Raw genomic sequence first — 24,588 nt, 5'->3', positions numbered from 1 at the left:
AACACTCAGTCTCCAGGAGGGAGCCCAGATGGATCAGAAAGGATTCAGCCTTGTTCAGTTACTGATTGGTCTTGCCGTCATCGGCATTCTTGCCCAACTCGCCAGCCCGGCATTCAGCGAACTGATCGCCTCACAGCGGCGCCAGATAAGCGCCGACGAACTGGCCAATGGCCTGCAAATGGCGAGAACCGAGGCGATTCTACGCCAGCAGGCGGTCGTCATGTATGCCCTGGAAGAAGATTGGAGTCGAGGCTGGCGGATCATTGTCGACCGCAGTGGGCAAGGCCACCTGGATCCGGACAACCCGGTGCTGGTTGAACGACATGGCGACGGACTGACACCGATCAGAGGCAACCGGTGGCTCACGCAGTTTGTCCGCTTCACCTCTGTCGGATGGCTCAACCCGAACAACAGCACCTCAATGGGCGGCACACTGCATATCTGCGCCAGGGACCAGCCGGTCAGCCACCATCAGGTGATCCTGGCAGCAACCGGTCGGATCAGGCTCGAAAAAAGAGCAATACCCGAGGCACTCTGCGCCTCCCCGGGCTTACAGCAAGGAGCGAACGCGTAGTTCCTTGGGCATGGAGAAGGTCACATTCTCCTCACGCCCGGCCAACTCGTCGGCACCGGTCGCGCCCCAGGCCTGGAGCTGCTGGATCACGCCACGCACCAGCACTTCCGGTGCCGAAGCCCCGGCGGTGATGCCAATCCGCTCGACACCGTCGAACCAGCTGCGCTGCAGGTCTTCGGCACCGTCGATCAGGTAGGCCGGCGTCGACATGCGCTCGGCCAGCTCGCGCAGGCGATTGGAGTTGGAGCTGTTCGGGCTGCCCACCACCAACACCACATCGCATTCGTCCGCCAGTTGCTTGACCGCGTCCTGGCGGTTCTGCGTGGCGTAGCAAATGTCGTCCTTGCGCGGCCCGCCAATGGCCGGGAAGCGCGCCCGCAGGGCATCGATCACACGGCTGGTGTCGTCCATGGACAAGGTGGTCTGGGTCACGAACGCCAGTTTTTCCGGGTTGCGCACCTGCAAGGCGGCGACGTCTTTCTCGTCCTCCACCAGGTAGATCGAACCGCCGTTGGCGTCGTCGTACTGGCCCATGGTGCCTTCGACTTCCGGGTGACCGGCATGGCCGATCAGGATGCATTCACGACCGTCGCGGCTGTAGCGCGCCACTTCGATATGCACCTTGGTCACCAGCGGACAGGTCGCGTCGAACACCTTCAGGCCACGACCCGAGGCTTCCGTGCGCACGGCCTGGGAAACGCCGTGGGCACTGAAGATCACGATCACGTCATCCGGGACCTGCTCCAACTCTTCGACGAAGATGGCGCCACGGGCGCGCAGGTCTTCGACGACAAATTTGTTGTGGACCACTTCATGGCGCACGTAGATCGGCGGGCCGAAGACTTCCAGGGCCCGGTTGACGATTTCGATCGCCCGGTCCACGCCGGCGCAGAAGCCACGGGGGTTGGCGAGTTTGATATGCATGCTGTGCCTCGTGTCTTGCGCGCAAGGGGAAATATTAAAGCGCCTTGACCTCGATGATCTCGACATCGAAGGTCAGGGTCTTGCCCGCCAGCGGGTGGTTGAAGTCGACGGTCACCTGGGCGTCGTCGAACGCCTTCACCACACCCGGCAGCTCGGTATTGGCCGCATCGTTGAAGATCACCAGCAAACCTTCCGACAGTTCCATGTCCTGGAACTGCGAACGCGGGATGACCTGCACATTCTGCGGGTTCGGCTGGCCGAAGGCATTTTCCGGGGCCACGGTCAGGTTACGCTTGTCACCGGCCTTGAAGCCGAACAACGCCACCTCGAAGCCCGGCAGCAGGTTGCCGTCGCCGACCTTGAAGGTCGCCGGGGCCTTGTCGAACGTGCTGTCGACAGTGTCGCCGTTTTCCAGGCGCAAGGCGAAATGCAAGGTGACCTGGGTGTTCTGACCGATGCGTTGCTCAGCCACTGCGTGTTCAGTCATGAACGGGTTCTCCGGACTTTTTACTCTTGAACATATCCAGCGCCAGCATCACCGCGCCGACGCTGATGGCGCTGTCGGCAAAGTTGAACGCCGGGAAGTACCAGCGGTTCTGCCAGTGCACCAGGACGAAATCGATCACGTGACCCAGGGCCATGCGGTCATACAGGTTGCCCAGGGCACCGCCGAGCACCAGCGCCAGCGCAATCGCCAGCCAGGTTTCGTTGCGTCCCAGGCGCTTGAGCCAGACCACCAGTACCGCGCTGACCACCAGCGCGATCAGCGCGAACAGCCAGCGCTGCCAGCCGGAGCTTTCAGCCAGGAAGCTGAAGGCCGCGCCGGTGTTGTAGGCCAGGGTCCAGCTGAAGTAATCGGGGATGATCACGATCTGCTGGTACAGGGACAGCGAGCTTGCGAAGTGAAGCTTGCTGACCTGGTCGATGACCAGGACCAGCACGCTCAACCACAGCCAGCCCAGGCGGCCGAAACGGCCGGCACTGGTATTAGGCATAGTGGCGCACCTCGCCTTCGCCGCTGATATTGTCCACGCAACGACCGCAGATTTCCGGATGCTCCGGGTTGACCCCGACATCCTCGCGGTGATGCCAGCAACGGGCGCACTTGGCATGGGCGGACTTGACCACCTTGAGCTTGAGCCCGGCGACTTCAGTGACCACCGCATCCGCCGGAGCCAGCGCCAATGGCGCAACGGTCGCGGTGGAAGTGATCAGGACAAAACGCAGTTCGTTGCTCAGCTTGCCCAGGTCGGCCACCAGGGCCTCTTCTGCGAACAGGGTCACTTCGGCCTGCAGGTTGCCGCCGATGGCCTTGGCCGCCCGCAGGTTTTCCATCTCCTTGTTGACCGCGACCTTGACCGCCATGATCCGCTCCCAGTAGGCGCGGTCCAGCTCGAAGCCTTCCGGCAGCTCGCTGAGGCCTTCATACCAGGTATTCAGCATGACCGACTCGTTGCGCTCGCCCGGCAGGTACTGCCACAGCTCGTCGGCGGTGAAAGCCAGGATCGGCGCGATCCAGCGCACCAGCGCCTCGCTGATGTGGTACAGCGCGGTCTGGCAGGAACGCCGGGCCTTGCTGTTGGCGCCGGTGGTGTACTGGCGATCCTTGATGATGTCGAGGTAGAAACCGCCCAGCTCCTGCACGCAGAAGTTGTGTACCTTGGAGTAGACGTTCCAGAAACGGTATTCGCCGTAGTGCAGTTCCAGCTCCCGTTGCAGCAACAGCGCGCGGTCCACGGCCCAACGGTCCAGGGCGAGCATCTCGTCGGCCGGCAACAGGTCGGTGGCCGGGTTGAAGCCACTCAGGTTGGAGAGCAGGAAACGCGCGGTGTTGCGGATACGCCGGTAGGCGTCGGCGCTGCGTTGCAGGATCTGGTCGGAGACCGCCATCTCGCCCGAGTAATCGGTCGAGGCGACCCACAGGCGCATGATGTCGGCCCCCAGGGTGTCGTTGACTTTCTGCGGCGCGATCACGTTGCCCAACGACTTGGACATCTTGCGACCGGCCTCGTCGACGGTGAAACCGTGGGTCAGCAGTTCGCGGTAAGGCGCGTGGTTGTCGATGGCGCAACCGGTCAGCAAGGACGAGTGGAACCAGCCGCGATGCTGGTCCGAGCCTTCCAGGTAGAGGTCGGCCCGTGGACCGCTCTCATGGCCCATCGGGTGCGAACCGCGCAGCACGTGCCAGTGGGTGGTGCCGGAATCGAACCAGACGTCGAGGGTGTCGCTGATCTTGTCGTACAGCGGCGCTTCGTCGCCCAGCAACTCGGCGGCGTCCATCTTGAACCAGGCTTCGATGCCTTCGACTTCGACGCGCTGGGCCACCTGCTCCATCAGCTCGGCGGTACGCGGGTGCAGCTCGCCGCTTTCCTTGTTGAGGAAGAACGGGATCGGCACACCCCAGTTGCGCTGGCGGGAGATGCACCAGTCCGGACGGTTGGCGATCATCGAGTGCAGGCGCGCCTGGCCCCAGGCCGGGACGAACTGGGTCTCTTCGATGGCCTTGAGTGCCCGCTCACGCAGGGTATCGCCGGCCACCGGGGCCTTGTCCATGCCGATAAACCACTGCGCGGTGGCGCGGTAGATCAGCGGGGTCTTGTGGCGCCAGCAGTGCATGTAGCTGTGGCTGATGGTTTCGGTATGCAACAGCGAGCCGACTTCGCTCAGCTTGTCGACGATGCCCGCGTTGGCCTTGAAGATGAACTGGCCGCCGAAGAACTCCAGGGACTCGGCATACACGCCGTTGCTCTGCACCGGGTTGAGGATCTCATCGTTGACCATGCCGTACTGCTTGCAGATCTTGAAGTCGTCCTCGCCGTAGGCCGGGGAGCAGTGAACGATACCGGTACCGGCACTCAGCTCGACGTAGTCGGCCAGGTACACCGGCGACAGACGGTCATAGAACGGGTGACGGAAGTTGATCAGTTCCAGGGCTTCGCCCTTGGCAATGGCCAGTACCGAGCCTTCGAGTTTGTAGCGCGCCAGGCATGATTCGACCAGCTCCTCAGCCAGTACCAGCAGGCGGTCACCGACATCCACCAGGGCGTAGTTGAATTCCGGGTGGACGTTCAGCGCCTGGTTGGCCGGGATGGTCCACGGGGTGGTGGTCCAGATCACGATCGCCGCCGGCTTGGCCAGCGACGGCAGGCCAAATGCGGCGGCCAGCTTGTCCTGGTCGGCAATCGGGAAGGCCACGTCGATGGTCGAGGACTTCTTGTCCTGGTATTCGACTTCGGCTTCAGCCAGGGCCGAACCGCAATCGAAGCACCAGTTCACCGGCTTGAGGCCCTTGAACACGAAACCGCCCTTGACGATTTCGGCGAGTGCGCGGATTTCACCGGCCTCGTTCTTGAAGTCCATGGTCTTGTAGGGGTTGGCGAAGTCGCCGAGCACACCCAGGCGGATAAATTCGGACTTCTGCCCTTCGATCTGCTCGGTGGCGTAGGCACGGCACAGTTCGCGGGTCTTGTCCGCGCCCAGGTTCTTGCCATGGGTCACTTCGACCTTGTGCTCGATCGGCAGGCCATGACAGTCCCAACCCGGCACATAAGGGGCATCGAAGCCGGCCAGGGTCTTGGACCGGATGATCATGTCCTTGAGAATCTTGTTCAGCGCATGACCGATGTGGATCGTACCGTTGGCATACGGAGGACCGTCGTGAAGAACGAACTTCGGACGATCCTTGCCAATCTCGCGCAACTTCCCGTACAGGCCAATGCTGTCCCAGCGCTGCAGAATCTGCGGTTCGCGCTGTGGCAGGCCGGCCTTCATCGGGAAGGCGGTGTCCGGAAGGTTAAGCGTGGCTTTGTAGTCGGTCATTTCAGGCTCTTTTTAAGCGGTGAACCCTGCCAGTGGGCACGGGCGGCGGCGACGTCCGCATTGATCGCCGTCTTGAGCGCCTCCAGGGAGGCGAATCGCTGCTCATCGCGCAGCTTGTGGTGGAAAACCACGGTCAAACGCCGGTCATACAGATCACCGGTAAAATCCAGCAGGTGCACTTCCAGGTGGGCACTGCCATCCCCTGAAACCGTGGGCCGCACACCGATATTGGCGACGCCCGGCCACGGCTGGCCGTCGATCTCGACGCTGACCAGGTAAACCCCGGTCAACGGCACGCGACGGCGCTTGAGCTGCACGTTGGCGGTCGGCGTGCCCAGTTGGCGCGCCAGCTTCTGGCCATGCAGCACCCGTCCGGCAATCCGGAACGGGCGACCGAGCAAGCGCTCGGCCAAGGCGAAGTCAGCCGCCGCCAGGGCATTACGTACCTGGGTGCTGCTGACCCGCAGGCCATCGAGCTCGACGGTCTGCGCCGCCTCGACGGTGAAACCCCGGGCGCTGCCCGCCTGTTGCAGGAACTCGAAATCGCCGACGCGATCACAGCCGAAGCGGAAATCGTCGCCGACCTCCAGATGCTGCACGCCGAGACCGTCCACCAGGATGGTATCGACGAACTCTGCGGCGCTGAGTTTGCTCAGGCGCTGGTTGAAGGCCAGGCACAGAACCCGGTCGACGCCCTCGGCGGCCAGCAGTTTCAGCTTGTCGCGCAAGCGCGCCAGACGTGCCGGCGCGGTGTCCGGAGCAAAGAATTCGCGGGGCTGCGGCTCGAAAATCACCACGCAGCTGGGTACACCCAACTCCAGCGCACGCTCACGCAGTCGGGCCAGAATAGCCTGGTGACCACGGTGAACACCGTCAAAGTTGCCAATGGTGGCGACGCAGCCCCGATGCCGGGGGCGCAGGTTGTGAAGGCCTCGAACCAGCTGCATAACGCGCTTCTTGCTCATAAAGTGGTCGATTATAACCACACCCGGCGGCCGACGACAGGCAACAGCAGCACCCAAATCGATCGAACCGACAAAACTCTCTTGCGCGCCCCCTCTCGGGGGCACCCCGAGCTACGTCAATGATTTGCGATTGAAATGCCGCAAACGCAGACCCATCGCCGCCAGCATGGCGAAATAGGCCAGCACACCGGCCACCACCAACCCACCCAAACGCAGGAAACGCTCGAGCATGTGCCCCTGGTCCCAGGCCGGCATGATGTGCATCAACCCCAGCAATACCGCCGACATCACCGCCACCGCCAGCACCAGCTTCAGCAGATAGACGCCCCAGCCCGGCTGCGGCACAAAGAGTTGTTGCTTGCGCAATTGCCAGAACAGCAGCCCGGCGTTGATACAAGCCCCGGCACTGATCGCCAGCGCCAGCCCGGCATGGGCCAATGGGCCGATAAAGACCAGGTTGAGCAGTTGCGTGACCGTCAGGGTGAAAATCGCGATTTTCACCGGCGTGCGAATGTTCTGCTGCGCGTAGAAGCCCGGCGCCAGCACCTTGATCATGATGATGCCCAGCAAGCCCAGGGAGTAGGCCACCAGCGCACGCTGGGTCATGGAAGCATCAAAGGCACTGAACTGGCCGTACTGGAACAGCGCCACCGTCAGCGGCTCGGAGAGAATCGCCAGCGCCAGGGAGCACGGCAGCACCAGCACGAAGCACAGGCGCAGGCCCCAGTCGAGAATCCGCGAATACTCGTGGCGGTCCTTGCTGGCATAGGTTTTCGACAGGATCGGCAACAGAATGGTGCCCAGGGCCACACCGAGCACCCCGGACGGCAACTCCATCAAGCGGTCGGCGTAGTACATCCAGGACACCGAGCCCGCCACCAGGAAAGAGGCGAAGATGGTGTTGATGATCAGTGAGATCTGGCTCACCGAGACCCCGAGAATCGCCGGCAGCATCTGCTTCATTACCCGCCAGACGCCGGCGTCACGCAGACTCAGACGTGGCAGCACCAGCATGCCGACCTTTTTCAGGCTCGGCAGTTGGTAGAGCAGTTGGGCCAGGCCACCGGCCAGCACCGCCCAACCCAGGGCCATGACCGGCGGGTCAAAGTACGGCGTCAGGAACAGGGCAAAAATGATCATGCTCACGTTCAGCAGCGTCGGCACGAAGGCCGGCACTGAAAAACGGTTCCAGGTATTGAGGATCGCCCCCGCCAGGGAGGACAGCGAGATCAGCAATATATAAGGGAACGTCACCCGCAGCAGGTCGGAGGTCAGCTTGAACTTCTCCGGCGTGTCGGTGAAACCCGGGGCCGTGGCCCAGATCACCCAGGGCGCGGCGACCATGCCCAGCACAGTCACCAACGCCAGCACCAGGGTCAGCAGGCCGCTGACATAAGCGATAAAGGTCCGGGTCGCCTCCTCGCCCTGCTGGCTCTTGTATTCCGCCAGGATCGGCACGAAAGCTTGGGAAAACGCGCCCTCGGCAAAGATCCGCCGCAGCAGGTTGGGCAGTTTGAAGGCAATAAAGAAGGCATCGGTGGCCATTCCGGCCCCGAAGATACGCGCGATAATCGTATCGCGAACGAAGCCCAGAACCCGGGAAATCATCGTGATAGAGCTGACGGCAGCCAACGATTTGAGCAGATTCATTAAAAGAGTGTGCGCCTTTGGAGAAAGAGCAGGCGAACAAAGCGCCCAGTTGTGCGATACTCCGCGCCGCAACAGCACAGAGCCAAAGCTCGCGAGTTTACAGGTCAGGCGCCGGAAATAAATCACCCGTCACTTCAAGATCGACCACTCAGCGGAACGCATCACCCGCCCTTGACAAGACATCAACTCATCGGCATGATTCGCGGCCTATTTTGTTTGCTATTTCCTAAAAAGTCTTTCGAGGAGCTCGACGGTGGCCAACACACCTTCCGCCAAAAAACGTGCAAAACAGGCTGAGAAGCGTCGCAGCCACAACGCCAGCCTGCGTTCCATGGTTCGTACCTACATCAAGAATGTAGTTAAAGCCATCGACGCAAAAGACGCTGCCAAAGCTCAAGCCGCTTATGTTCTGGCTGTTCCTGTTATCGACCGTATGGCCGATAAAGGCATCATCCACAAGAACAAGGCCGCTCGTCACAAGGGTCGTTTGAACGGCCACATCAAGGCCCTGAACCTTGCTGCTGCAGCCTAAGCGACACGCTTGTTAAAAAACCGACCCCAGGGTCGGTTTTTTATTGCCTGCAATTCCGACACTCCCTACAGAAAATCACACCAATCTGTAGGAGCAGGGCTTGCCCGCGAAGAGGCCATCAAGATCGCCAAAAGCTTCGCGGCGGTGCGGCATCCCGACAAACCCTACTTTTACAGGTTCGCGTTCGACGCCAGAACCAGACAACACAATTACCACCCCAATACCTTACTGATGCGGCCAAGGCAGGATCGGAATCGCCGTCACCGCATTCTGCGGACTACCTTCGATCAAGCGATCGCTATAGACCAGATACACCAGGGTATTGCGCTTCTTGTCGAGGAAACGCACCACCTGCATGGTCTTGAACACCAGCGAGGTGCGCTCCTTGAACACCTCCTCGCCATCCTTCAACTCACCACTGAAACGAATCGGCCCGACCTGACGACAGGCCAGCGATGCCTCGGCACGATCCTCGGCCAACCCCAAACCACCTTTCAAGCCGCCGGTCTTGGCCCGAGACAGGTAGCAGGTCACGCCCTCGACCTTGGGATCATCAAACGCCTCGACCACGATACGATCGTTCGGCCCGACAAACTTGAAGACCGTCGACACCTGACCAATCTCTTCCGCCGACGCCAGCAATGGCATCGCCAGCAGCAATCCCAACAATCCCTTTGCGATACCCATAGCCCTCTCCCTCAATCCATCACACCAGAATCAGGTTATCGCGGTGAACCAGTTCAGGCTCCGCCATATACCCCAGCACACCGACAATCGCATCCGACGGCTGCCCGATAATCTTCTGCGCCTCAAGCGCACTGTAGTTCGCCAGCCCACGAGCGATCTCACGACCGTCCGACGCCACGCACACCACCATCTCACCACGCCGGAAGCTACCCTGGACCAGCTTCACGCCCACCGGCAGCAAACTCTTGTGATCCCGCGCCAGCGCATTCACCGCGCCGTCATCAAGCACCAGCGTGCCACGGGTCTGCAGATGCCCGGCCAGCCACTGCTTGCGCGCCGCCAGCATGCCACGCTCAGGCGACAGCAAGGTGCCGATGCGCTCGCCCGCCTTCAGGCGATCCAGCACCCGCTCCAGGCGCCCGCCGACAATGATCGTGTGCGCCCCGGAACGCGCCGCCAGCCGCGCCGCGCGCAGCTTGGTCTGCATACCGCCACGCCCCAGCGCACCACCGGTACCGCCCGCCACCGCATCCAAGGCCGGATCATCGGCTCGGGCTTCATAAATCAACTGGGCATCGGGGTTGTTGCGCGGATCGGCGTCGAACATGCCATCGCGATCCGTGAGAATCACCAGCAGGTCCGCCTCCACCAGGTTGGCCACCAGCGCCGCCAGGGTGTCGTTGTCGCCAAAACGGATCTCATCGGTGACCACGGTGTCGTTCTCGTTGATCACCGGGATGACCTTGAGCTCCACCAGCGCCCGCAAGGTGCTGCGCGCATTGAGGTAGCGCTTGCGGTCGGACAGATCGTCATGGGTCAGCAGGATCTGCGCGGTATGCCGGCCATGCTCGGCAAAGCTCGATTCCCAGGCCTGCACCAGGCCCATCTGACCAATGGCGGCGGCGGCCTGCAACTCGTGCATGGCCGTCGGTCGCACCGTCCAACCCAGACGACTCATACCCGCCGCCACCGCACCGGAAGACACCAGCACCAGCTCGACGCCCGCCTCATGCAACGCCACCATCTGCTCGACCCAGACCCCCATTGCGGCGCGATCCAGACCCTTGCCGTCCGCCGTCAGCAGTGCGCTGCCGATCTTCACGACCCAACGCTGCGCACCTGTCACCTTGCTCCGCATCATCTTTCAACCTTGGCTTGCGGGCAGCACGACCGAGCACTGCCCATGCGATTGTTCAGGGTAGCCGGTTCCCAGAAACCAGAACGCCGCTCGAATGAGCGGCGCCAGGTGGAACAGGCTGATGACGATGATAACACCGCCACCCGTCAGATAGACCGCCCGCTCACCCTCGAGCAGCGGCCAATCCGCACAACATGCGGCAACATCAGTCGCGCACGTAGATGATTTCCGGGCCATCTTCGTCATCGACATCTTCTTCATCCCAGTCATCGTCGCCGATGTCGTGGACGCTCTTGACGCCGCTGCGGCGCAGGGCACGCTGGTCATCCAGGGCCTGCAACTGGGCACGCGCCTCATCTTCGATGCGCTGATCGAGATCACGCAGCTCGTCGGCATAGGCAGGGTCATTGGCCAGACGATCGAGACGATCTTCCAGGTAGCGCATGATGTCGCGGGTCAGGCGCTCGGTCCCTTCCTTGGCAATCGCCGAGATCACATAGACCGGACCGGTCCACTGCAGGCGCTCGACCACTTCCTTGACCCGCTCCTCGTGCTCTTCCTCGAGGATCTGGTCGCACTTATTCAGCACCAGCCAGCGATCACGCTCAGCCAGGGACGGGCTGAACTTGGTCAGCTCATTGACGATCACTTCGGCGGCATCCGGCGCACTGCTGTCATCCAGCGGCGCCATGTCGACGAGGTGCAGCAGCAAACGCGTGCGCGCCAAGTGCTTGAGGAAGCGAATCCCCAGACCGGCACCACCGGAAGCACCCTCGATCAAACCCGGGATGTCGGCGATGACAAAGCTCTTCCAGCGGTCGACGCTGACCACACCCAGGTTCGGCACCAGGGTGGTGAACGGATAATCCGCCACCTTCGGCTTGGCGGCCGAGACCGAACGGATAAAGGTACTTTTACCGGCGTTCGGCAAGCCCAGCAGGCCGACGTCCGCCAACACCTTCATTTCCAGCTTGAGGTCGCGCTGCTCGCCCGGCTTGCCCGGCGTAGTCTGGCGCGGCGCACGGTTGGTGCTGGATTTGAAACGGCTGTTGCCCAGGCCGTGCCAGCCGCCATGGACCACCAGCAGGCGCTGACCAGCCTTGACCAGGTCACCGATGACTTCCTGGGTGGCGGAATCGATCACCGTGGTGCCGACCGGCACGCGCAGCTCCAGATCCTCACCCTTCTTGCCGGTGCAGTCGGTGCTGCCGCCATTGGAACCGCGCTCGGCATCGAAGTGCCGGGTATAGCGATAATCCACCAGGGTATTGAGGTTTTCGTCGGCGACCATATAGATCGAGCCGCCGTCACCACCGTCACCGCCGTTGGGACCGCCGTTTTCGATGAATTTTTCCCGACGGAAACTCATGCAACCGTTGCCGCCGTCGCCAGCTTTTACGCGAATCGATACTTCATCAACGAACTTCATAACACACGCCTCTCGCCACCAGGACGAGCTGAAAAATCACAAGTATAAGACTCTTGCAAAGATGAGCGCGGCGACCTCAATCAACGACCGAAAAATCCAGCGCCGACAGCCCATACAAACAGCTTTGCAAGAGACTCACCCCACAAACGAAAAAGCCCCGTCGCAAGACGGGGCTTCTCCAGCATCCTCGCGATTAAGCCGCGATGATGCTCACGTAACGGCGGTTGAACGCGCCTTTTACTTCAAACTTGATCACGCCTTCGACTTTAGCGAAGAGAGTGTGATCTTTACCCATGCCAACGCCGTAACCGGCGTGGAATTGGGTGCCGCGCTGACGCACGATGATGTTGCCCGCTTTGATAGCCTGGCCGCCATACATCTTCACGCCAAGGCGCTTGGCTTCTGAGTCGCGACCGTTACGGGTACTACCACCAGCTTTTTTGTGTGCCATGAGTTCAATTCTCCAAAAAGGGGATTAGGCTGAAATTAAGCCTGAATACCGGTGATTTTGATCTCGGTGTACCACTGACGGTGGCCCATACGCTTCATGTGGTGCTTACGACGACGGAACTTGATGATGCGGACTTTATCGTGACGACCTTGGGAGATCACTTCAGCCACAACGGTAGCGCCCGCAACAACTGGAGCGCCGATGTTCACGTCATCGCCATTGGCGACCAACAGAACGCGATCAAAGGTAACGGATTCGCCGGTGGCGATTTCCAGTTTCTCGATCTTCAGGTATTCACCTGGAGCGACTTTGTACTGCTTGCCGCCGGTAACGATTACTGCGTAAGACATGGTATTTCTCCGATAATCCTGCTCACCCAGCGCTTTATAGGTAAAGGTATTGGCTGGCATGGCTGCATGGGGCTGGAACGGCCCAGATGCAATTGCGTAAGGCAGGTGCTGCCCAGGAAGTTCAGGGTGCGCGATTGTACGCAAGCCATCTGGCCATTGCAAGCCCGTAGACCGCGTACCTTGACAGCACAGACCCCCCGCCCTAGCATGCCGCGCAACCCTTCTGGAGCGACTCCCGCTGATGCAACCCCAAGCTTTCTACCGCGCGGTGGCGGACGATTTTAGCGCCGTCGACGGCATCATCAAGAAGCAGTTGACTTCCCGGGTGCCGCTGGTCTCGAAAATCGGCGATTACATCACCTCGGCCGGGGGCAAACGCCTGCGTCCTTTATTGGTGTTGCTGTGTGGCAAGGCCCTGGGCCGCGAAGGCGACGACCTGCGCCTGCTCGCCGCCACCATCGAGTTCCTGCACACCGCCACCCTGCTGCACGACGACGTGGTCGACATGTCCGGCATGCGCCGTGGTCGCTCCACCGCCAACGCCATGTGGGGCAACGCCCCGAGTGTGCTGGTGGGCGACTTCCTGTACTCGCGCTCCTTCGAAATGATGGTCGAGCTGGACTCGATGCCGGTGATGAAGATTCTTTCACAGGCCACCCGCATCATCGCCGAAGGCGAAGTGTTGCAGTTGTCCAAGGTCCGCGACGCCAGCACCACTGAAGAAACCTATATGGAAGTCATCCGCGGCAAGACCGCGATGCTCTTCGAAGCCTCGACCCACAGCGCCGCGGCCCTGTGCCAGGCCACGCCGGAGCAGACCGAAGCGCTGCGCACCTTTGGCGACCACCTGGGTGTTGCGTTCCAGTTGGTGGACGACCTGCTGGACTACAAAGGCGATGCCGAGACCCTGGGCAAGAACGTCGGCGACGACCTGGCCGAAGGCAAGCCGACCCTGCCGCTGATCTACACCATGCGCGAAGGCACGCCGGAACAGGCGGCCCTGGTGCGCCAGGCGATCCAGAAAGGCGGTATCGAAGACCTGGAAAGCATTCGCGAAGCCGTACAGGCCTCCGGCTCCCTGGACTACACCGCGCAACTGGCCCGCGACTACGTGGCACGGGCGATTGCCTGCCTGGAAGCGCTGCCGGCGAGCGAATACCGCGATGCCCTGGTGGAACTGAGCGAGTTTGCGGTCGCCCGTACTCACTGATTGCCTACTTTCCTGAAAACAACCCGAACCTGTAGGAGCAGGGCTTGCCCGCGAAAGGGCCCTTGAGGCCGCCAAAAGCTTCGCGGGCAAGCCCTGCTCCTACAAGGTTCTGCGTCAACCTACCCTCCCCCTCCCGCGGCTAAAACCCTATATAATGTGCGCTTTTCGCCTTCCCGAAACCAAGGAGCCTTAGTGAGCACGTTGCCACCCTGCCCGAAATGCAATTCCGAATTCACCTACGAAGACGGCACCCAACTGGTCTGCCCCGAATGCGCCCATGAGTGGTCTGCCGGCGGCGAAGCCGAAGCCACCAGCGACGACACCGTGAAAAAGGACTCCGTGGGCAACGTCCTGCAAGACGGCGACACCATCACCGTGATCAAGGACCTGAAGGTCAAGGGCACCTCCCTGGTGGTCAAGGTCGGCACCAAGGTCAAGAACATCCGTCTGTGCGATGGCGACCACGACATCGACTGCAAGATCGACGGCATCGGCCCGATGAAACTCAAGTCCGAGTTCGTCCGGAAGGTCTGAAGCCCCCCCTCCCCTGTAGGAGCCGGCTTGCCGGCGATAGCGTCCGACCAGGCGATGCAAGGCTTGCGGCCCCATCGCCGGCAAGCCGGCTCCTACAAAGGTCCGCGCCAGCCCTGGTTGCAGGGACCAGGATTACGTCAGCTTTCATCCCCCGCCTTCCTTGACCTCAGACAAATCCCCCTACAGAAAACTCCCCTATCGGCCAATAGGCACTTGCTATTCTTTGAATAAGAATTATTCTCATTGAAACCCATCAAGGAGATGAGACCATGACTTATTTGATCGATGCCTGGCTGGACCGCCCACACCCTTACCTGCGCATCCTGCATCGGGAAACGGGAGAGGTCTGTGCGGTACTGGAGGAAGAAGCCTTGAACGAGCTGCAGGACCAGGGCGACCTGGACGTCAACGGCTTGAGTTCCAGCGAGCCGCTGGTGCTCAAGGAACTGGTGCGGAACCTGTTTCTGTTCTGCTATGCGCGGGCGTTGCGCCCGAGTGGGGAGCCGGATGCCAAGATCCAGTTATGACGCGCCTATCCCTGCCGACACCGTACTGTAGGAGCGTGGCTTGCCCGCGAAGCTTTTGGCAATATTGACGGCCTCTTCGCGGGTAAGCCCTGCTCCTACAGTACAGCGGTGACAGCAGTCGCGCGGTACTTACAGAACGTCGAGCAGCTCGACGTCGAACACCAGTACGCTGTGCGGCGGAATGCCGCCTACGCCCTGCGCGCCATAAGCCAGCTCGCTCGGCACGTACAGACGCCATTTGCTACCGGCATTCATCAGTTGCAGTGCCTCGGTCCAGCCGGCGATCACGCCACCGACCGGGAATTCGGCTGGCTGGCCGCGCTCGTAGGAGCTGTCGAACACGGTGCCGTCGATCAGGGTGCCGTGGTAGTGGGTACGCACGGTGTCCTCACGGGATGGCTTGGCGCCCTCGCCCTGGGTCAGCACTTCGAACTGCAGGCCGGAAGCCAGGGTGGTGATACCCTCACGCTTGGCGTTTTCCGCCAGGAATTCCAGACCGGCGCCCGCCGCGGCTTCAGCCTTGGCAGCGGCTTCAGCCTGCATGACTTCGCGGATCACCTTGAAGCTGGCGGACAGCTCTTCCTGGCCCACGCGGCTTGGCTGGCCGTGGAAAGCGTCGGTCAGGCCGGTCAGGATCGCATCGAGACTTACGCCCGGCGGCGGGTTATCACGCAGTTGGTCACCCAACTGACGGCCGATACCGTAGCTGACGCGGGTTTCGTCGGTGGACAGATTTACTTCGGACATAACACTGCTCCGCTGTGGGCTGCGGCGGGAAACACCTGTCGAACAAGGTATTGCCCCACGCACCCGGAACCAAAAAGGGCCAGCAGACTAGCACACAAGCACAGCGGGGTCAGTGCTTGGTCAGCTTGTCCAGGTAGCCCATTGCAAAGGCCGACACGACAAAGGTCATGTGGATGATCACATACCATTGCAGGTGCACCGGATCGACGTTCTTGGCATCCATGAACACCCGCAGCAGGTGAATCGAGGAAATCGCCACGATCGACGCCGCCACCTTCATCTTCAACGACGTGGAGTCCATCTTGCCCAACCAACTGAGCTTTTCCTTGCCCTCATCGATGTCCATCTGCGACACGAAATTCTCGTAGCCGGAAATCATCACCATCACCAGCAGGCCACCCACCAGCGCCATGTCGATCAGCGACAGCAGCACCAGGATCAGGTCGGCCTCGGCCATGGCAAAGACGTTGGGGATGACGTGAAACACTTCCTGGAAGAACTTCAGCGCCAGGGCCAGCAGGCCCAGGGACAGTCCGAGGTAAATCGGTGCCAGCAGCCAGCGCGAGGCATACATCGTATTTTCGATAAAACGTTCCATGGATCTCATACCAACTGAAAATGGCCGCGAGTATACCAGCGCCAAAACCCGAGGGAAAAAGCCCTCCACAGGCGCTCGTTCAACATAGGGACAGCTGCGCCAGGGCGATTTTCTGCTAGTGTCGGCATCAACGACATCGCGTGTGCACTGTGTACAGGAAAACTGAACAATGGATTTGCGACTTCCCCTGGGTTGCCTCGGGCTATCGGTGGCTCTGCTGATGAGCGGCTGCTCCCCCAAAGACAAGCCACACCAAGCCAGCCTCGAGGAAAGGACCGCACAGTTCGAAAAAACCCTCGACACCCTGCAAGACCCCAAGCTCAAGGATGCCGTGGCCGACCTCGGCGGCTCCCTGCTGTTGCTCGAACGGGCCCGCCTGCGCCTGCGGGACAAGCCCATCGAAACCGAATACAGCGACGATGCCCTGGCACTGCTCAAGCACTACCCCAGTCCCCAGGCCCTGGCCGACACCTATATCAACGGCCTCTTCGTGCTGCGCAAAACCGCCAGTTCCGACTACCTGACCGACCTGCAGCCGATCTTTCCGTTCAGCTTCAACTACCCCACCGAATTCCCGTTTCCCCATGCACTGGAATGGCAGTCGGTGACCCTGAGCAACAAACAGGTGATCCCCTTCCAGCCTGAATGGTCGGAAACCGATCCCGGAATCCAACTGAGCCCCTCCAGCTCGAACATGACCAACCCCGACGACCTGACGATCACCTATCCGTATGTCGAAGGCCAGGAAGTCGACCCGAAAAAACAGCCGCAGCCCCTGACCCTGCACGGCAAGGTCGAAGTGATCGCCCCAAGCAAGGTGGTGACCTTCAACCTGACCCGCCAGGACGTCGGCAAACTGCAAAGCCGCGACAACGTCAGCCTCACCCTGGTATCGCTGGACAAGAACAATGCCGAAATCGAACTGAGCGGTAACGCCGTGCAGGCGCCCCAGGTCGGCGACACCCCGCTCAACCCACTGATCGTCCAGGCCATGGACAGCACCGGGCAATTTCTCTCCCGTGCCGGCGCCATCAACGAAAACACCGCGCAGATTGCCTTCTACCAGCAGCAACTGGACGAAATGCTCAAACAGAAGAGCTGGAGCGACACCTTCGAGAAAAAACTCGACAGCGAGCAAAAGGCCTTCGAGGCGAAGCAGACCAGCCACTACACCCGGGTCTACTTCAACGGCATGATCGACAAGCTGGAAATCAGCGTGATGGACTTTTCCGGGGCGACGGTCGACCGCAAGGAGCTGGACCTGCCGGTACGCCAGTTCGACAACACCGCCAGCAAGGATATCCAGCCGTTGCCCATGCCGGTGGTGGTCTACGACGACAAGGCGTCGAGCTATCTCAAGGACGCCAACCTGGACGCCGAGAAGCTGAAAAAAAGCGTGATCATCAGTCAGTCGGTGGACGATGCCAGCGCGGCGAACATCGAGTTCGACCACCCCAAGACCTTCAACGACGAGTTGCTTGGCACGCCCACCGCCCCCGGCGGCAGTCCGGTGACCTTCTTCACCGAAGACGAACAAGGCAAGCGCGGCGAGCCTCTGGAGTTGCCTACCGAGGCCTTCGAGGTCAATCCGCTGGACGGTACCATCACCTACGACCTGAACCTGTTCCCGGAAACGCCGGCCTATGCCGTCGGCTCGATGCCGTTGTTCCTGGCCGATATCCAGAAAAACACCCTCGACGCCCACCAGTTGCCCGCCGGCCTGGAACTCAAGGGCAACGCCCTGATCGTCGACCAGAAGCGCTTCCCTGCCGAGTCCTGGCGCTTCTACGCCAAGGACGACAGCGGCAACTACCTCAAGGAAATCCTCGCTACCAGCCATAGCGACAAGGCTGATTCGCCGCCGGTCTATGACGTCCACTACTTCTACGGGCAGCCGACCCAGCTGGAAAGCTACCAGCGCACGGCCTTGAACACCGTCGAGTACGGTTTCGAGGTCAAGCTCGACAAGGCCCAGGTTTCAGGCCCCGCCGAATGATCGTGGGCTGGCGCCTAGTGTTCCAGGCCCCGGCCTCGCGTGCCGTTGATCTCCCGTAGCTGGGCCTGCAAATGCAGGCTCCAGATCTGCGGGTCCTCGGCCAGCTGATAGCCATGCAAGGTCAGGCTTTCGACAATCGACTCAAGGATGGATTCGGCCACGACCGGGCCATGGAACGGACCCTGGGCCTTGATGGCCGAGGGTTGTTCGCCGGCCATTCCGGCGGCGAACAGGAGGGTCCACATTCCGTTATCGCCGGCAATCGGGCGAATACTGCATTCGATACGGGTCACGAGACCCAGGCATTGGCGGGTGAGACAAAGGTTGCGCGGCATGGCGGCGACCCTCGGTAGATCCTGTCTTCAGCCTCCGGGGGGAGGTTGCATCGGTCCAGTGACTACAGTGGAGGTCCTTGCCCAGAGAATAGAATAAAACTACAGGCAGCAAGGATTTGCAGGACCAACGGGCGTCAGGTTGGCATGCGCCAAAGCCTTGACTCCTTTCCCGCACACACTTAATTGCACGCTGCTTAATTCTTGAGAACACAACGGAACCTGTGGGAGCAGAGCTTGCTCGCGAAGCTTTTGGCGGCCTCAAGGACGCCTTCGCCGGCAAGCCCTGCTCCTGCAGGGCCGTAATCAGGACGCCTTGACCTCCGCCAATGCCTGCTCGGCGGCTTCCTTCTCGGCCTCCTTGAGGTCCTCTTCGCTGATCATCTCGGCGATCACCCGCAGACGCTCCACCACCCGCGCATTGACGCTGCCTTCCGGGAACTGGCCATCGGCATCCGGCTCACCGGCCGGCTCGCCCACCAGCAGGCTCAGGGCCTCATCGGCCTGGCGCACGGCATACACGTGGAACTGCCCGGCCCGCACCGCCTGCAATACGCGCTCATCGAGCATCAGGGTGGCAACGTTCGCATGGGGAATGATTGCCCCCTGCTCACCGGTCAGGCCACGGGCCTCGCAGAGCCGGAAGAAGCCTTCGATCTTCTCGTTGACCCCGCCCACCGCCTGCACTTCACCGAACTGGTTGATCGACCCAGTGATAGCAAAACACTGTTTGAGTGGGGTTTTCGACAAGGCCGAAATCAACGTGCAGGCTTCGCCCAAGGACGCGCTGTCGCCATCGACATAACCGTAGGACTGCTCCAGGGCAATGCTCGCGGAAATCGCCAGCGGGAATTCCTGGGCATAACGGCTGCCCAGGTAACCGGTGAGGATCATCACGCCCTTGGAGTGGATCGGCTGGCCGAGGTTGACCTCACGCTCGATGTCGACGATTCCGCTCCCCCCCGGATACACCGTGGCGGAAATCCGCGCCGGCACGCCGAAGGCCGAGTCACCGACTTCCAGCACCGTCAGCCCGTTGCACTTGCCCACGGCCGCGCCCGCGGTGTCGATCAGGATGATCCCCGCCAGCATATCGTCGAGGATCCGCGCCGAGACCCGCCCGGTGCGGGTGGCCTTGGCCTTGAGCGCCCGCTCGATGTGGCCGGCGTCGGTCATCTCGTCATTGGCCAGGTGGCGAATGAAATCCGCCTCGCTGACCAGTTGGAACAGATCGCCGATCCGCGCCGACAAACGCCCCTGGTGCTCGGCCAGACGCGCGCTGTAGGTCGCCAGGCGCGCCACCGCGTCGGCGGTCAGCGGGGCCATGCCCTCTTCCGAAGTGCGGGTCTTGAGCAACTGGGCGAACTGTTCCAGGCTCTCGTCGACCATGGGAATGTCTTCGTCGAAGTCCACCAGCACGCGGAACATCTCCTGGAAATCCGGATCCAGGTCCTGCAGCGTGTAGTACAACTGGCGGGCACCGATGATGATGACCTTGACCTGCAACGGAATCACCTGTGGCGTCAGCGTCACGGTGGCCAGGCGCCCCAGTTCACCGAGCGGCGACTCCATCTTCAACTTGCGCGACTGCAGGGCGCGCTTGAGCGCGTCCCAGACAAAGGGCTCGCTGAGCATCTTCTCGGCTTCGAGAATCAGGAAGCCGCCGTTGGCCCGATGCAAGGCACCCGGACGCAACTGCCGATAGGTGGTGTAGAGCGCGCCCTGATCGGTGCTGTATTCGATACGACCGAACAGGTTGTCGTAGGTCGGGTGCGGTTCGAACACCACCGGCGCACCGCCATTGAAGGGTTGCCCCACCACCAGGCTCGGCGCGTACTGTTCCTCAAGCAGCTTGCGGGCCACGGCATCGGTCTTGCTGTCGTCGACCAACTGCTCGACCACGGTTTTCAACAGGTAAACCTGCATGGCTTGCAGGTAACCGCAAACCGCCGCGTTCTCCGCGTATTTTTCCGACAACGGCGCCAGCAAAGGCTGCAGGGCCAGGGTGATGGTTTCTTCGTTCAACTGGCGCAGCTGATTGCTCGATTCGCGCTTCCATTGCGGCAGGCTGGCGAGCTCCTCGTTGAGGCGCTCCTCAAGATCCGCGATATCAGTATGGAAACGTTCACGCTCGGCTTCCGGCAACTGGGCGAATTCCGCCTCGTCCAGGGCCTTGCCTTCGCTCATGGGGGTAAAGGCGATATTGGTGCTGTCGCGATACAGCGCAACTTCCTTCTCCAGCGCCAGGCGCTCGATCACATCCAGGGCGCGGTCGTAACGCTGGTTGAAGGCGCGGTCGATGGCGCTCTTCTTCTGCTGGTAGGACGGGTGCTCGAACACCGCAGGAAAGGTCGCCAGCAGGTTGTCGATCAGGCCGTTGATATCGGCGATGAACGCGCCCGCCTCGCCCGCTGGCAGCTCCAGCGCCCGTGGCTCGCGAGGTTCGTCGAAATTATTGACATAGACCCAGTCGGACGGGGTCTGTAGGCGTTTTCCTTCAGCTTTCAGATAGCGTTTGACGAACGAAAAACGCCCGGTACCGGGTTCGCCCATGACAAACACGTTGTAACCGGGGCGTGGCATCGCCACGCCGAACTGCAAGGCTTCAACGGCACGTTCCTGGCCAAGCACACCGCGAAAAGGCTCCAGATCATTGGTGGTAGAGAAGCTGAACTGTTCAGCGGAAAAAGGACGGGTCAGCGCTTCAGGCGCTAGTCGCAAGCTGGCAGCAACAGAATCAGGCATCGGGCTTCCTTACATCAGGCGGGGCAGATGAAAGCATTCTGGCGCTCGCCATGCCTGACTGGCAAGGCGAGCGATGACTGAATCGCTACGGCGTGGCAAAAGTCCTCAGACAGGGACTACAAACTCTTTCCCGCATTCACATCAGGAAAAAACAATGGAACCCTTGGAACCTGCCTAAACTCCAACGTGCGAGGCTGGATTGATAACCAGCCTACTGGCCCTGAACCAGGCCAGATCCCCTCGTCATTGGCACGCACATAAAGAGAACAAAGCTATGAAACGGATTCTTCTGGGTACTCTCTTCACGGTTGTCTCCCTCAATGCCATGGCCCAGGCGCCAGGTGGGCCGGATTGCGGCTGGGGTAACATGCTGTTCAAGGGCCAGCGCGGCACTCCCGCCCACATTCTGGCGTCCACCACCAACGGCACCTCCGGCAACGCCACCTTCGGCATGACCTCCGGCACCAATGGCTGCTCCACCCGTGACTCACTGACCTATGGCGGCCGCTCCTGGATCGCCATGAACGGCATGATGAACGAACTTTCCGAAGACATGGCCAAGGGCCAGGGCGAAGCCCTGACCACCTACGCCGTGGTCCTTGGCGTGGCCCCGGAAGACCGTGAGCATTTCGCGGCCGTCACCCACGAGCACTTCCAGCAGATCTTCAGCAAGGCTGACGTGACCGCCGACGATGTGCACACCAACACCCTCGCGGTCCTCAAAGGCGATCCGCGCCTGGCCAAGTACGCGACCCAGGCTTAAGCTCGACCCGCCCGCTCCTTTCGGAGCGGGTTTTTGTGTGCGTTGCCTCTTTTCGTCTGACAACAGTTGCCCACCATGCTCAAACGCCTTGCCTACCTGGCGCTCTGTGCCTGCGCCCCGCTGTACGCCGCACCGCACCTCGACACCCAGCGTTTGCAGCAGTTGGCCCATGACCCGTTGTGGATTTCCCTCGGCCATTACGAGACGGCCAAGCTCGGCGGCTGGCGCAGTTATGTCAGCGACAAAAAATATTTCCTCGCGGCCGACGGTGCCCATCACCCGGACGCGGAACTGCAAGCCACCCTCGACGCCCTCTATGCCCCGGCCAGCCTCGGCAACCAGCATCCCCAGTGTGTCTATCCGGCCCGCACGCGCTGGCTCAAGGCGCAACTGCAGCTGACCGACCTGCCCGCCCCCGATTGCACAGAATTCAACCAGTGGTTCAAGGATGTCGCGCCCCACAGCACGGTGATGATCTTCCCGGCGGCCTACCTGAACAGCCCGTCGTCGATGTTCGGCCACACTTTGCTGCGCATCGACCCGGCCGGTGTGCAGCGCGACCAGACCGCCCTGCTCAGCTACGCGATCAACTTCGGCGCCTATATCGAAGGTTCCGACAACAGCATCCTCTATGCCTGGAAAGGCCTGGCGGGGGGTTATCCGGGCCTGTTCGCCATGGTGCCCTACCAGGAAAAGCTCTCCGAATACCGCAGCCTGGAGAACCGCGACCTGTGGGAATACCGGCTGAACCTGACGCCCGAAGAGACCCAGCGCATGGTCGAGCATGTCTGGGAGTTGAAGCAGATCCAGTTCGACTACTTCTTCTTCGATGAAAACTGCTCTTACCGCCTGCTGGAACTGTTGCAGGTGGCGCGTCCGAGCCTGCACCTGACCGAACAGTTTCCGCTGACCGCGATTCCCACCGACACCGTCAAGGCGGTCAAGGACGCGGGACTGGTGGACAGGATCGACTACCGGCCATCCCGCGAGCGCGAACTGCTGGAGCGGGCCAAACCGCTGGATCCCGAGGAACAGCAGTGGGTGCTGAAAGTCAGTGCCGACGCGCAGCAAGTGCAATCGGCCGGCTTCAAGCAATTGGCCAAGGCTCGTCAGGCGCTGATCATCGACGCCGCCTATAGACTCGAACGCTACCGGGCCAATGGCCAGGAACGTGATCCGGTACAAGCCCAGCGCAGCTTCGAGCTGCTGCGGGCGATCAACCAGAACCCGCCGCCGGAGCTGCAGATCGAGCGTCCGGGCCTGCCGGAAAATGGCCATGAGTCCCGCACCTGGCAGGCCGGGGTCGGCACCCGGGGCAGCCGGACATTCGGCGAATATGGCTTGCGCATGGCCTATCACGACCTCAACGACAATGCCGAGAGTTTTCCCCTCGGCGCACAGATAGAAATCCTGCAGATGAAACTGCGCCAGTACGAAGGCAATCACTGGCAGTTGCAGCAACTGGACCTGGCGACCATTCGCTCGCTGACGCCGCGCAATGCGCTGTTGCAACCGTGGTCGTGGCAAGTCACCGGCGGCCTGGAACGGGTGCCGGGGCGGCACGACGACCAGACCCTGGTCAGCCATGTGAACGGCGGCGCGGGCGGCACCTGGCAATTGGGCGACGATGTGCTGGGGTTTGCCCTGGGCACTGTGAGGGTCGAACACAACGCGGACTTCGCGGCGGTTGTTTCGCCGGCGGCGGGGTTCGACACCGGCCTGTTGTGGAAAAACCCGCTGGGCAACCTGAGCCTGGAGGCCAAGGGCGACTACTTCATCAATGGCGAAGTGCGTCGCAGCCTGAGCCTCAACCAACAATGGGCGCTGTCGCGCAACCTGGGCCTGCGCTTAAGCGCCCAGCGCGAGTTCAGCAAGCTGGCCACGCCGGAGAACGAGGTGATGCTGGAGGTGAAGTGGTATCACTATTGAGCGGCGGCGGGAGCTATTCGCATTGAACGTTCGGTCGCCCGGACTGCACCGCCGGCAGGTCGGACTTGCGCTCCAGCAACTCGGCGTGCAAACGCAGGCAACGCTCATAATCGCGCCTGGCCATATTGTCGATGGTGATATTACCCACCTCCTCCGGCGCCATCCGCTCGCCGAAGCGGATATCCACCACCGGTGTCTCGGGCTTCAACTGAAACAGGCTGGGTGACTTCCCGTCAGACATCTCCACCTGAGTGGCCGCCGGCAACTGGTCCGGCGTCACACCGTAGCGGCCCAACAGGGAGCTCTCGGGCAATGGCTCACCCACGGCGAAACAGGCGGACAAGGTCAGGCCGACACCCACGCCATGGGTTTTGAAACAACTCATACACAACACTCGCTTTCTTTGACTGCACTCGCCCCCACGCGTCCGCGCGGGGCTGAAGCGCCCGGCGCAGAGCACCCGGCGTCGTATTACCCTACAACGAAAAAAACGATTGGCGCCCGAAAAAATTTACCACCTGAACCCACAAACCGCTCATCGCCGCCGTTTCAGCGCCGCATCCTCAAACCTTGAACCCCACGTGTAGAACCAACAGCGCGCAAGCCCAACCACCACAGGTCGCTTACGGATATACCGGCAAACCCAAACCCTGCGAGCATGGTCGGATACCCATGAACGGGAGATTGC

Annotated in this window: 25 protein-coding genes; 8 read left to right on the top strand and 17 right to left on the bottom strand. The window is 61.4% G+C overall.

Annotated features, from left to right (window positions below; genetic code table 11):
• Positions 1–28 precede the first annotated feature (28 nt).
• The gene (locus M5C71_RS06510; protein WP_103498811.1) at positions 29–574 is read left to right on the top strand and encodes a GspH/FimT family pseudopilin; all 546 of its coding nucleotides are present in this window, start codon (positions 29–31) and stop codon (positions 572–574) included.
• On the opposite strand, the gene ispH is transcribed toward M5C71_RS06510, so the two are convergent.
• The 6 genes from ispH to murJ form a co-directional block, all read right to left on the bottom strand.
• The gene (ispH, locus tag M5C71_RS06505; RefSeq protein WP_103498803.1) at positions 551–1,498 is read right to left on the bottom strand and encodes a 4-hydroxy-3-methylbut-2-enyl diphosphate reductase; all 948 of its coding nucleotides are present in this window, start codon (positions 1,496–1,498) and stop codon (positions 551–553) included. The two genes, M5C71_RS06510 and ispH, sit on opposite strands and share 24 nt — an antisense overlap.
• Before the next feature lie 34 nt (positions 1,499–1,532).
• Positions 1,533–1,970, bottom strand: coding sequence for an FKBP-type peptidyl-prolyl cis-trans isomerase (gene fkpB / locus M5C71_RS06500; RefSeq protein ID WP_177145078.1), 438 nt, complete (start codon positions 1,968–1,970; stop codon positions 1,533–1,535).
• A gap of 7 nt (positions 1,971–1,977) precedes the next feature.
• Positions 1,978–2,493 carry a signal peptidase II gene (gene lspA / locus M5C71_RS06495; protein ID WP_103498804.1) on the bottom strand — a complete coding sequence of 172 codons (516 nt, stop codon included), beginning with the start codon at positions 2,491–2,493 and terminating at the stop codon, positions 1,978–1,980.
• A complete protein-coding gene (gene ileS, locus M5C71_RS06490) occupies positions 2,486–5,317 on the bottom strand; it encodes an isoleucine--tRNA ligase (RefSeq protein ID WP_103498805.1) in 2,832 nt (943 codons plus the stop codon). The genes lspA and ileS overlap by 8 nt, the downstream gene beginning before the upstream one ends.
• The gene (gene ribF, locus M5C71_RS06485) at positions 5,314–6,264 is read right to left on the bottom strand and encodes a bifunctional riboflavin kinase/FAD synthetase (RefSeq protein WP_152742086.1); all 951 of its coding nucleotides are present in this window, start codon (positions 6,262–6,264) and stop codon (positions 5,314–5,316) included. Before ribF ends, ileS begins: the two co-directional genes overlap by 4 nt.
• Before the next feature lie 129 nt (positions 6,265–6,393).
• Entirely contained in the window at positions 6,394–7,932 is a 1,539-nt protein-coding gene (gene murJ, locus M5C71_RS06480) for a murein biosynthesis integral membrane protein MurJ (protein WP_248767501.1), read from the bottom strand.
• A 253-nt stretch (positions 7,933–8,185) separates the two neighbouring features.
• Here murJ and rpsT point away from each other — a divergent pair, with 253 nt between their 5' ends.
• Positions 8,186–8,464 carry a 30S ribosomal protein S20 gene (rpsT, locus tag M5C71_RS06475; RefSeq protein ID WP_016967023.1) on the top strand — a complete coding sequence of 93 codons (279 nt, stop codon included), beginning with the start codon at positions 8,186–8,188 and terminating at the stop codon, positions 8,462–8,464.
• 225 nt (positions 8,465–8,689) lie between these two features.
• Here the strand turns inward: rpsT and M5C71_RS06470 are convergent, their stop codons facing one another.
• From M5C71_RS06470 to rplU, 6 genes are all read right to left on the bottom strand, one after another.
• Positions 8,690–9,151, bottom strand: coding sequence for a CreA family protein (locus tag M5C71_RS06470; protein WP_177096025.1), 462 nt, complete (start codon positions 9,149–9,151; stop codon positions 8,690–8,692).
• Positions 9,152–9,170: 19 nt separating this feature from the next.
• On the bottom strand, positions 9,171–10,289 hold the full coding sequence (proB, locus tag M5C71_RS06465; protein ID WP_103498812.1) for a glutamate 5-kinase: 1,119 nt from the start codon (positions 10,287–10,289) through the stop codon (positions 9,171–9,173).
• A 6-nt stretch (positions 10,290–10,295) separates the two neighbouring features.
• Positions 10,296–10,550, bottom strand: a complete 255-nt coding sequence (locus M5C71_RS06460; RefSeq protein ID WP_177099339.1) for a hypothetical protein — start codon at positions 10,548–10,550, stop codon at positions 10,296–10,298.
• Positions 10,495–11,718, bottom strand: coding sequence for an Obg family GTPase CgtA (cgtA, locus tag M5C71_RS06455; RefSeq protein WP_103498809.1), 1,224 nt, complete (start codon positions 11,716–11,718; stop codon positions 10,495–10,497). The genes M5C71_RS06460 and cgtA overlap by 56 nt, the downstream gene beginning before the upstream one ends.
• Positions 11,719–11,911: 193 nt before the next feature.
• Positions 11,912–12,169, bottom strand: coding sequence for a 50S ribosomal protein L27 (rpmA, locus tag M5C71_RS06450; RefSeq protein WP_100941438.1), 258 nt, complete (start codon positions 12,167–12,169; stop codon positions 11,912–11,914).
• 35 nt (positions 12,170–12,204) lie between these two features.
• A complete protein-coding gene (gene rplU / locus M5C71_RS06445; protein ID WP_003176051.1) occupies positions 12,205–12,519 on the bottom strand; it encodes a 50S ribosomal protein L21 in 315 nt (104 codons plus the stop codon).
• Positions 12,520–12,760: 241 nt separating this feature from the next.
• On the opposite strand from rplU, the gene M5C71_RS06440 reads away from it, so the two are divergent.
• The 3 genes from M5C71_RS06440 to M5C71_RS06430 all read left to right on the top strand — a co-directional run bounded on the left by M5C71_RS06440 (position 12,761) and on the right by M5C71_RS06430 (position 14,790).
• A complete protein-coding gene (locus M5C71_RS06440; protein ID WP_248767500.1) occupies positions 12,761–13,729 on the top strand; it encodes a polyprenyl synthetase family protein in 969 nt (322 codons plus the stop codon).
• Positions 13,730–13,921: 192 nt separating this feature from the next.
• Positions 13,922–14,263, top strand: coding sequence for a zinc ribbon domain-containing protein YjdM (locus tag M5C71_RS06435; protein WP_103497047.1), 342 nt, complete (start codon positions 13,922–13,924; stop codon positions 14,261–14,263).
• A 269-nt stretch (positions 14,264–14,532) separates the two neighbouring features.
• Entirely contained in the window at positions 14,533–14,790 is a 258-nt protein-coding gene (locus M5C71_RS06430; protein WP_248767499.1) for a hypothetical protein, read from the top strand.
• Positions 14,791–14,919: 129 nt separating this feature from the next.
• Here the strand turns inward: M5C71_RS06430 and M5C71_RS06425 are convergent, their stop codons facing one another.
• On the bottom strand, positions 14,920–15,537 hold the full coding sequence (locus M5C71_RS06425; protein WP_103497049.1) for an FKBP-type peptidyl-prolyl cis-trans isomerase: 618 nt from the start codon (positions 15,535–15,537) through the stop codon (positions 14,920–14,922).
• A 109-nt stretch (positions 15,538–15,646) separates the two neighbouring features.
• On the bottom strand, positions 15,647–16,135 hold the full coding sequence (locus tag M5C71_RS06420) for a TIGR00645 family protein (protein WP_103497050.1): 489 nt from the start codon (positions 16,133–16,135) through the stop codon (positions 15,647–15,649).
• Between the two features lie 169 nt (positions 16,136–16,304).
• On the opposite strand from M5C71_RS06420, the gene M5C71_RS06415 reads away from it, so the two are divergent.
• Complete coding sequence (locus tag M5C71_RS06415) at positions 16,305–18,131, top strand: hypothetical protein (protein WP_248767498.1); 1,827 nt, start codon at positions 16,305–16,307, stop codon at positions 18,129–18,131.
• Between the two features lie 14 nt (positions 18,132–18,145).
• On the opposite strand, the gene M5C71_RS06410 is transcribed toward M5C71_RS06415, so the two are convergent.
• Both M5C71_RS06410 and M5C71_RS06405 read right to left on the bottom strand, forming a co-directional pair.
• Positions 18,146–18,466: a hypothetical protein gene (locus tag M5C71_RS06410; protein ID WP_103497052.1), complete on the bottom strand. Its 321-nt coding sequence runs from the start codon at positions 18,464–18,466 to the stop codon at positions 18,146–18,148.
• A 303-nt stretch (positions 18,467–18,769) separates the two neighbouring features.
• A complete protein-coding gene (locus M5C71_RS06405; RefSeq protein WP_103497053.1) occupies positions 18,770–21,208 on the bottom strand; it encodes an ATP-binding protein in 2,439 nt (812 codons plus the stop codon).
• Positions 21,209–21,482: 274 nt separating this feature from the next.
• On the opposite strand from M5C71_RS06405, the gene M5C71_RS06400 reads away from it, so the two are divergent.
• Together M5C71_RS06400 and M5C71_RS06395 are read left to right on the top strand one after the other, a co-directional pair.
• The gene (locus M5C71_RS06400) at positions 21,483–21,971 is read left to right on the top strand and encodes a DUF3015 domain-containing protein (RefSeq protein ID WP_100941447.1); all 489 of its coding nucleotides are present in this window, start codon (positions 21,483–21,485) and stop codon (positions 21,969–21,971) included.
• 75 nt (positions 21,972–22,046) lie between these two features.
• Positions 22,047–23,900, top strand: coding sequence for a DUF4105 domain-containing protein (locus tag M5C71_RS06395; RefSeq protein ID WP_248767497.1), 1,854 nt, complete (start codon positions 22,047–22,049; stop codon positions 23,898–23,900).
• Between the two features lie 13 nt (positions 23,901–23,913).
• On the opposite strand, the gene M5C71_RS06390 is transcribed toward M5C71_RS06395, so the two are convergent.
• Positions 23,914–24,285: a hypothetical protein gene (locus tag M5C71_RS06390; protein WP_248747482.1), complete on the bottom strand. Its 372-nt coding sequence runs from the start codon at positions 24,283–24,285 to the stop codon at positions 23,914–23,916.
• Positions 24,286–24,588 lie beyond the last annotated feature (303 nt).

The organism is Pseudomonas sp. MWU12-2345 (genome assembly GCF_023242385.1).
GTDB lineage: Bacteria > Pseudomonadota > Gammaproteobacteria > Pseudomonadales > Pseudomonadaceae > Aquipseudomonas > Aquipseudomonas gingeri_D.
The sequence above is the reverse complement of the archived record's forward strand: the minus strand, read 5'-3'. Positions and strand labels throughout refer to the sequence as shown.

Coding starts and splice junctions, on each gene's coding strand:
- M5C71_RS06510 (WP_103498811.1), top strand. CDS start 29: ATGGATCAGAAAGGATTCAGCCTTGTTCAGTTACTGATTGGTCTTGCC.
- ispH (WP_103498803.1), bottom strand. CDS start 1,498: ATGCATATCAAACTCGCCAACCCCCGTGGCTTCTGCGCCGGCGTGGAC.
- lspA (WP_103498804.1), bottom strand. CDS start 2,493: ATGCCTAATACCAGTGCCGGCCGTTTCGGCCGCCTGGGCTGGCTGTGG.
- ileS (WP_103498805.1), bottom strand. CDS start 5,317: ATGACCGACTACAAAGCCACGCTTAACCTTCCGGACACCGCCTTCCCG.
- ribF (WP_152742086.1), bottom strand. CDS start 6,264: ATGCAGCTGGTTCGAGGCCTTCACAACCTGCGCCCCCGGCATCGGGGC.
- murJ (WP_248767501.1), bottom strand. CDS start 7,932: ATGAATCTGCTCAAATCGTTGGCTGCCGTCAGCTCTATCACGATGATT.
- M5C71_RS06470 (WP_177096025.1), bottom strand. CDS start 9,151: ATGGGTATCGCAAAGGGATTGTTGGGATTGCTGCTGGCGATGCCATTG.
- proB (WP_103498812.1), bottom strand. CDS start 10,289: ATGCGGAGCAAGGTGACAGGTGCGCAGCGTTGGGTCGTGAAGATCGGC.
- M5C71_RS06460 (WP_177099339.1), bottom strand. CDS start 10,550: ATGAAGAAGATGTCGATGACGAAGATGGCCCGGAAATCATCTACGTGC.
- cgtA (WP_103498809.1), bottom strand. CDS start 11,718: ATGAAGTTCGTTGATGAAGTATCGATTCGCGTAAAAGCTGGCGACGGC.
- rpmA (WP_100941438.1), bottom strand. CDS start 12,169: ATGGCACACAAAAAAGCTGGTGGTAGTACCCGTAACGGTCGCGACTCA.
- rplU (WP_003176051.1), bottom strand. CDS start 12,519: ATGTCTTACGCAGTAATCGTTACCGGCGGCAAGCAGTACAAAGTCGCT.
- M5C71_RS06440 (WP_248767500.1), top strand. CDS start 12,761: ATGCAACCCCAAGCTTTCTACCGCGCGGTGGCGGACGATTTTAGCGCC.
- M5C71_RS06430 (WP_248767499.1), top strand. CDS start 14,533: ATGACTTATTTGATCGATGCCTGGCTGGACCGCCCACACCCTTACCTG.
- M5C71_RS06425 (WP_103497049.1), bottom strand. CDS start 15,537: ATGTCCGAAGTAAATCTGTCCACCGACGAAACCCGCGTCAGCTACGGT.
- M5C71_RS06420 (WP_103497050.1), bottom strand. CDS start 16,135: ATGGAACGTTTTATCGAAAATACGATGTATGCCTCGCGCTGGCTGCTG.
- M5C71_RS06415 (WP_248767498.1), top strand. CDS start 16,305: ATGGATTTGCGACTTCCCCTGGGTTGCCTCGGGCTATCGGTGGCTCTG.
- M5C71_RS06410 (WP_103497052.1), bottom strand. CDS start 18,466: ATGCCGCGCAACCTTTGTCTCACCCGCCAATGCCTGGGTCTCGTGACC.
- M5C71_RS06405 (WP_103497053.1), bottom strand. CDS start 21,208: ATGCCTGATTCTGTTGCTGCCAGCTTGCGACTAGCGCCTGAAGCGCTG.
- M5C71_RS06400 (WP_100941447.1), top strand. CDS start 21,483: ATGAAACGGATTCTTCTGGGTACTCTCTTCACGGTTGTCTCCCTCAAT.
- M5C71_RS06395 (WP_248767497.1), top strand. CDS start 22,047: ATGCTCAAACGCCTTGCCTACCTGGCGCTCTGTGCCTGCGCCCCGCTG.
- M5C71_RS06390 (WP_248747482.1), bottom strand. CDS start 24,285: ATGAGTTGTTTCAAAACCCATGGCGTGGGTGTCGGCCTGACCTTGTCC.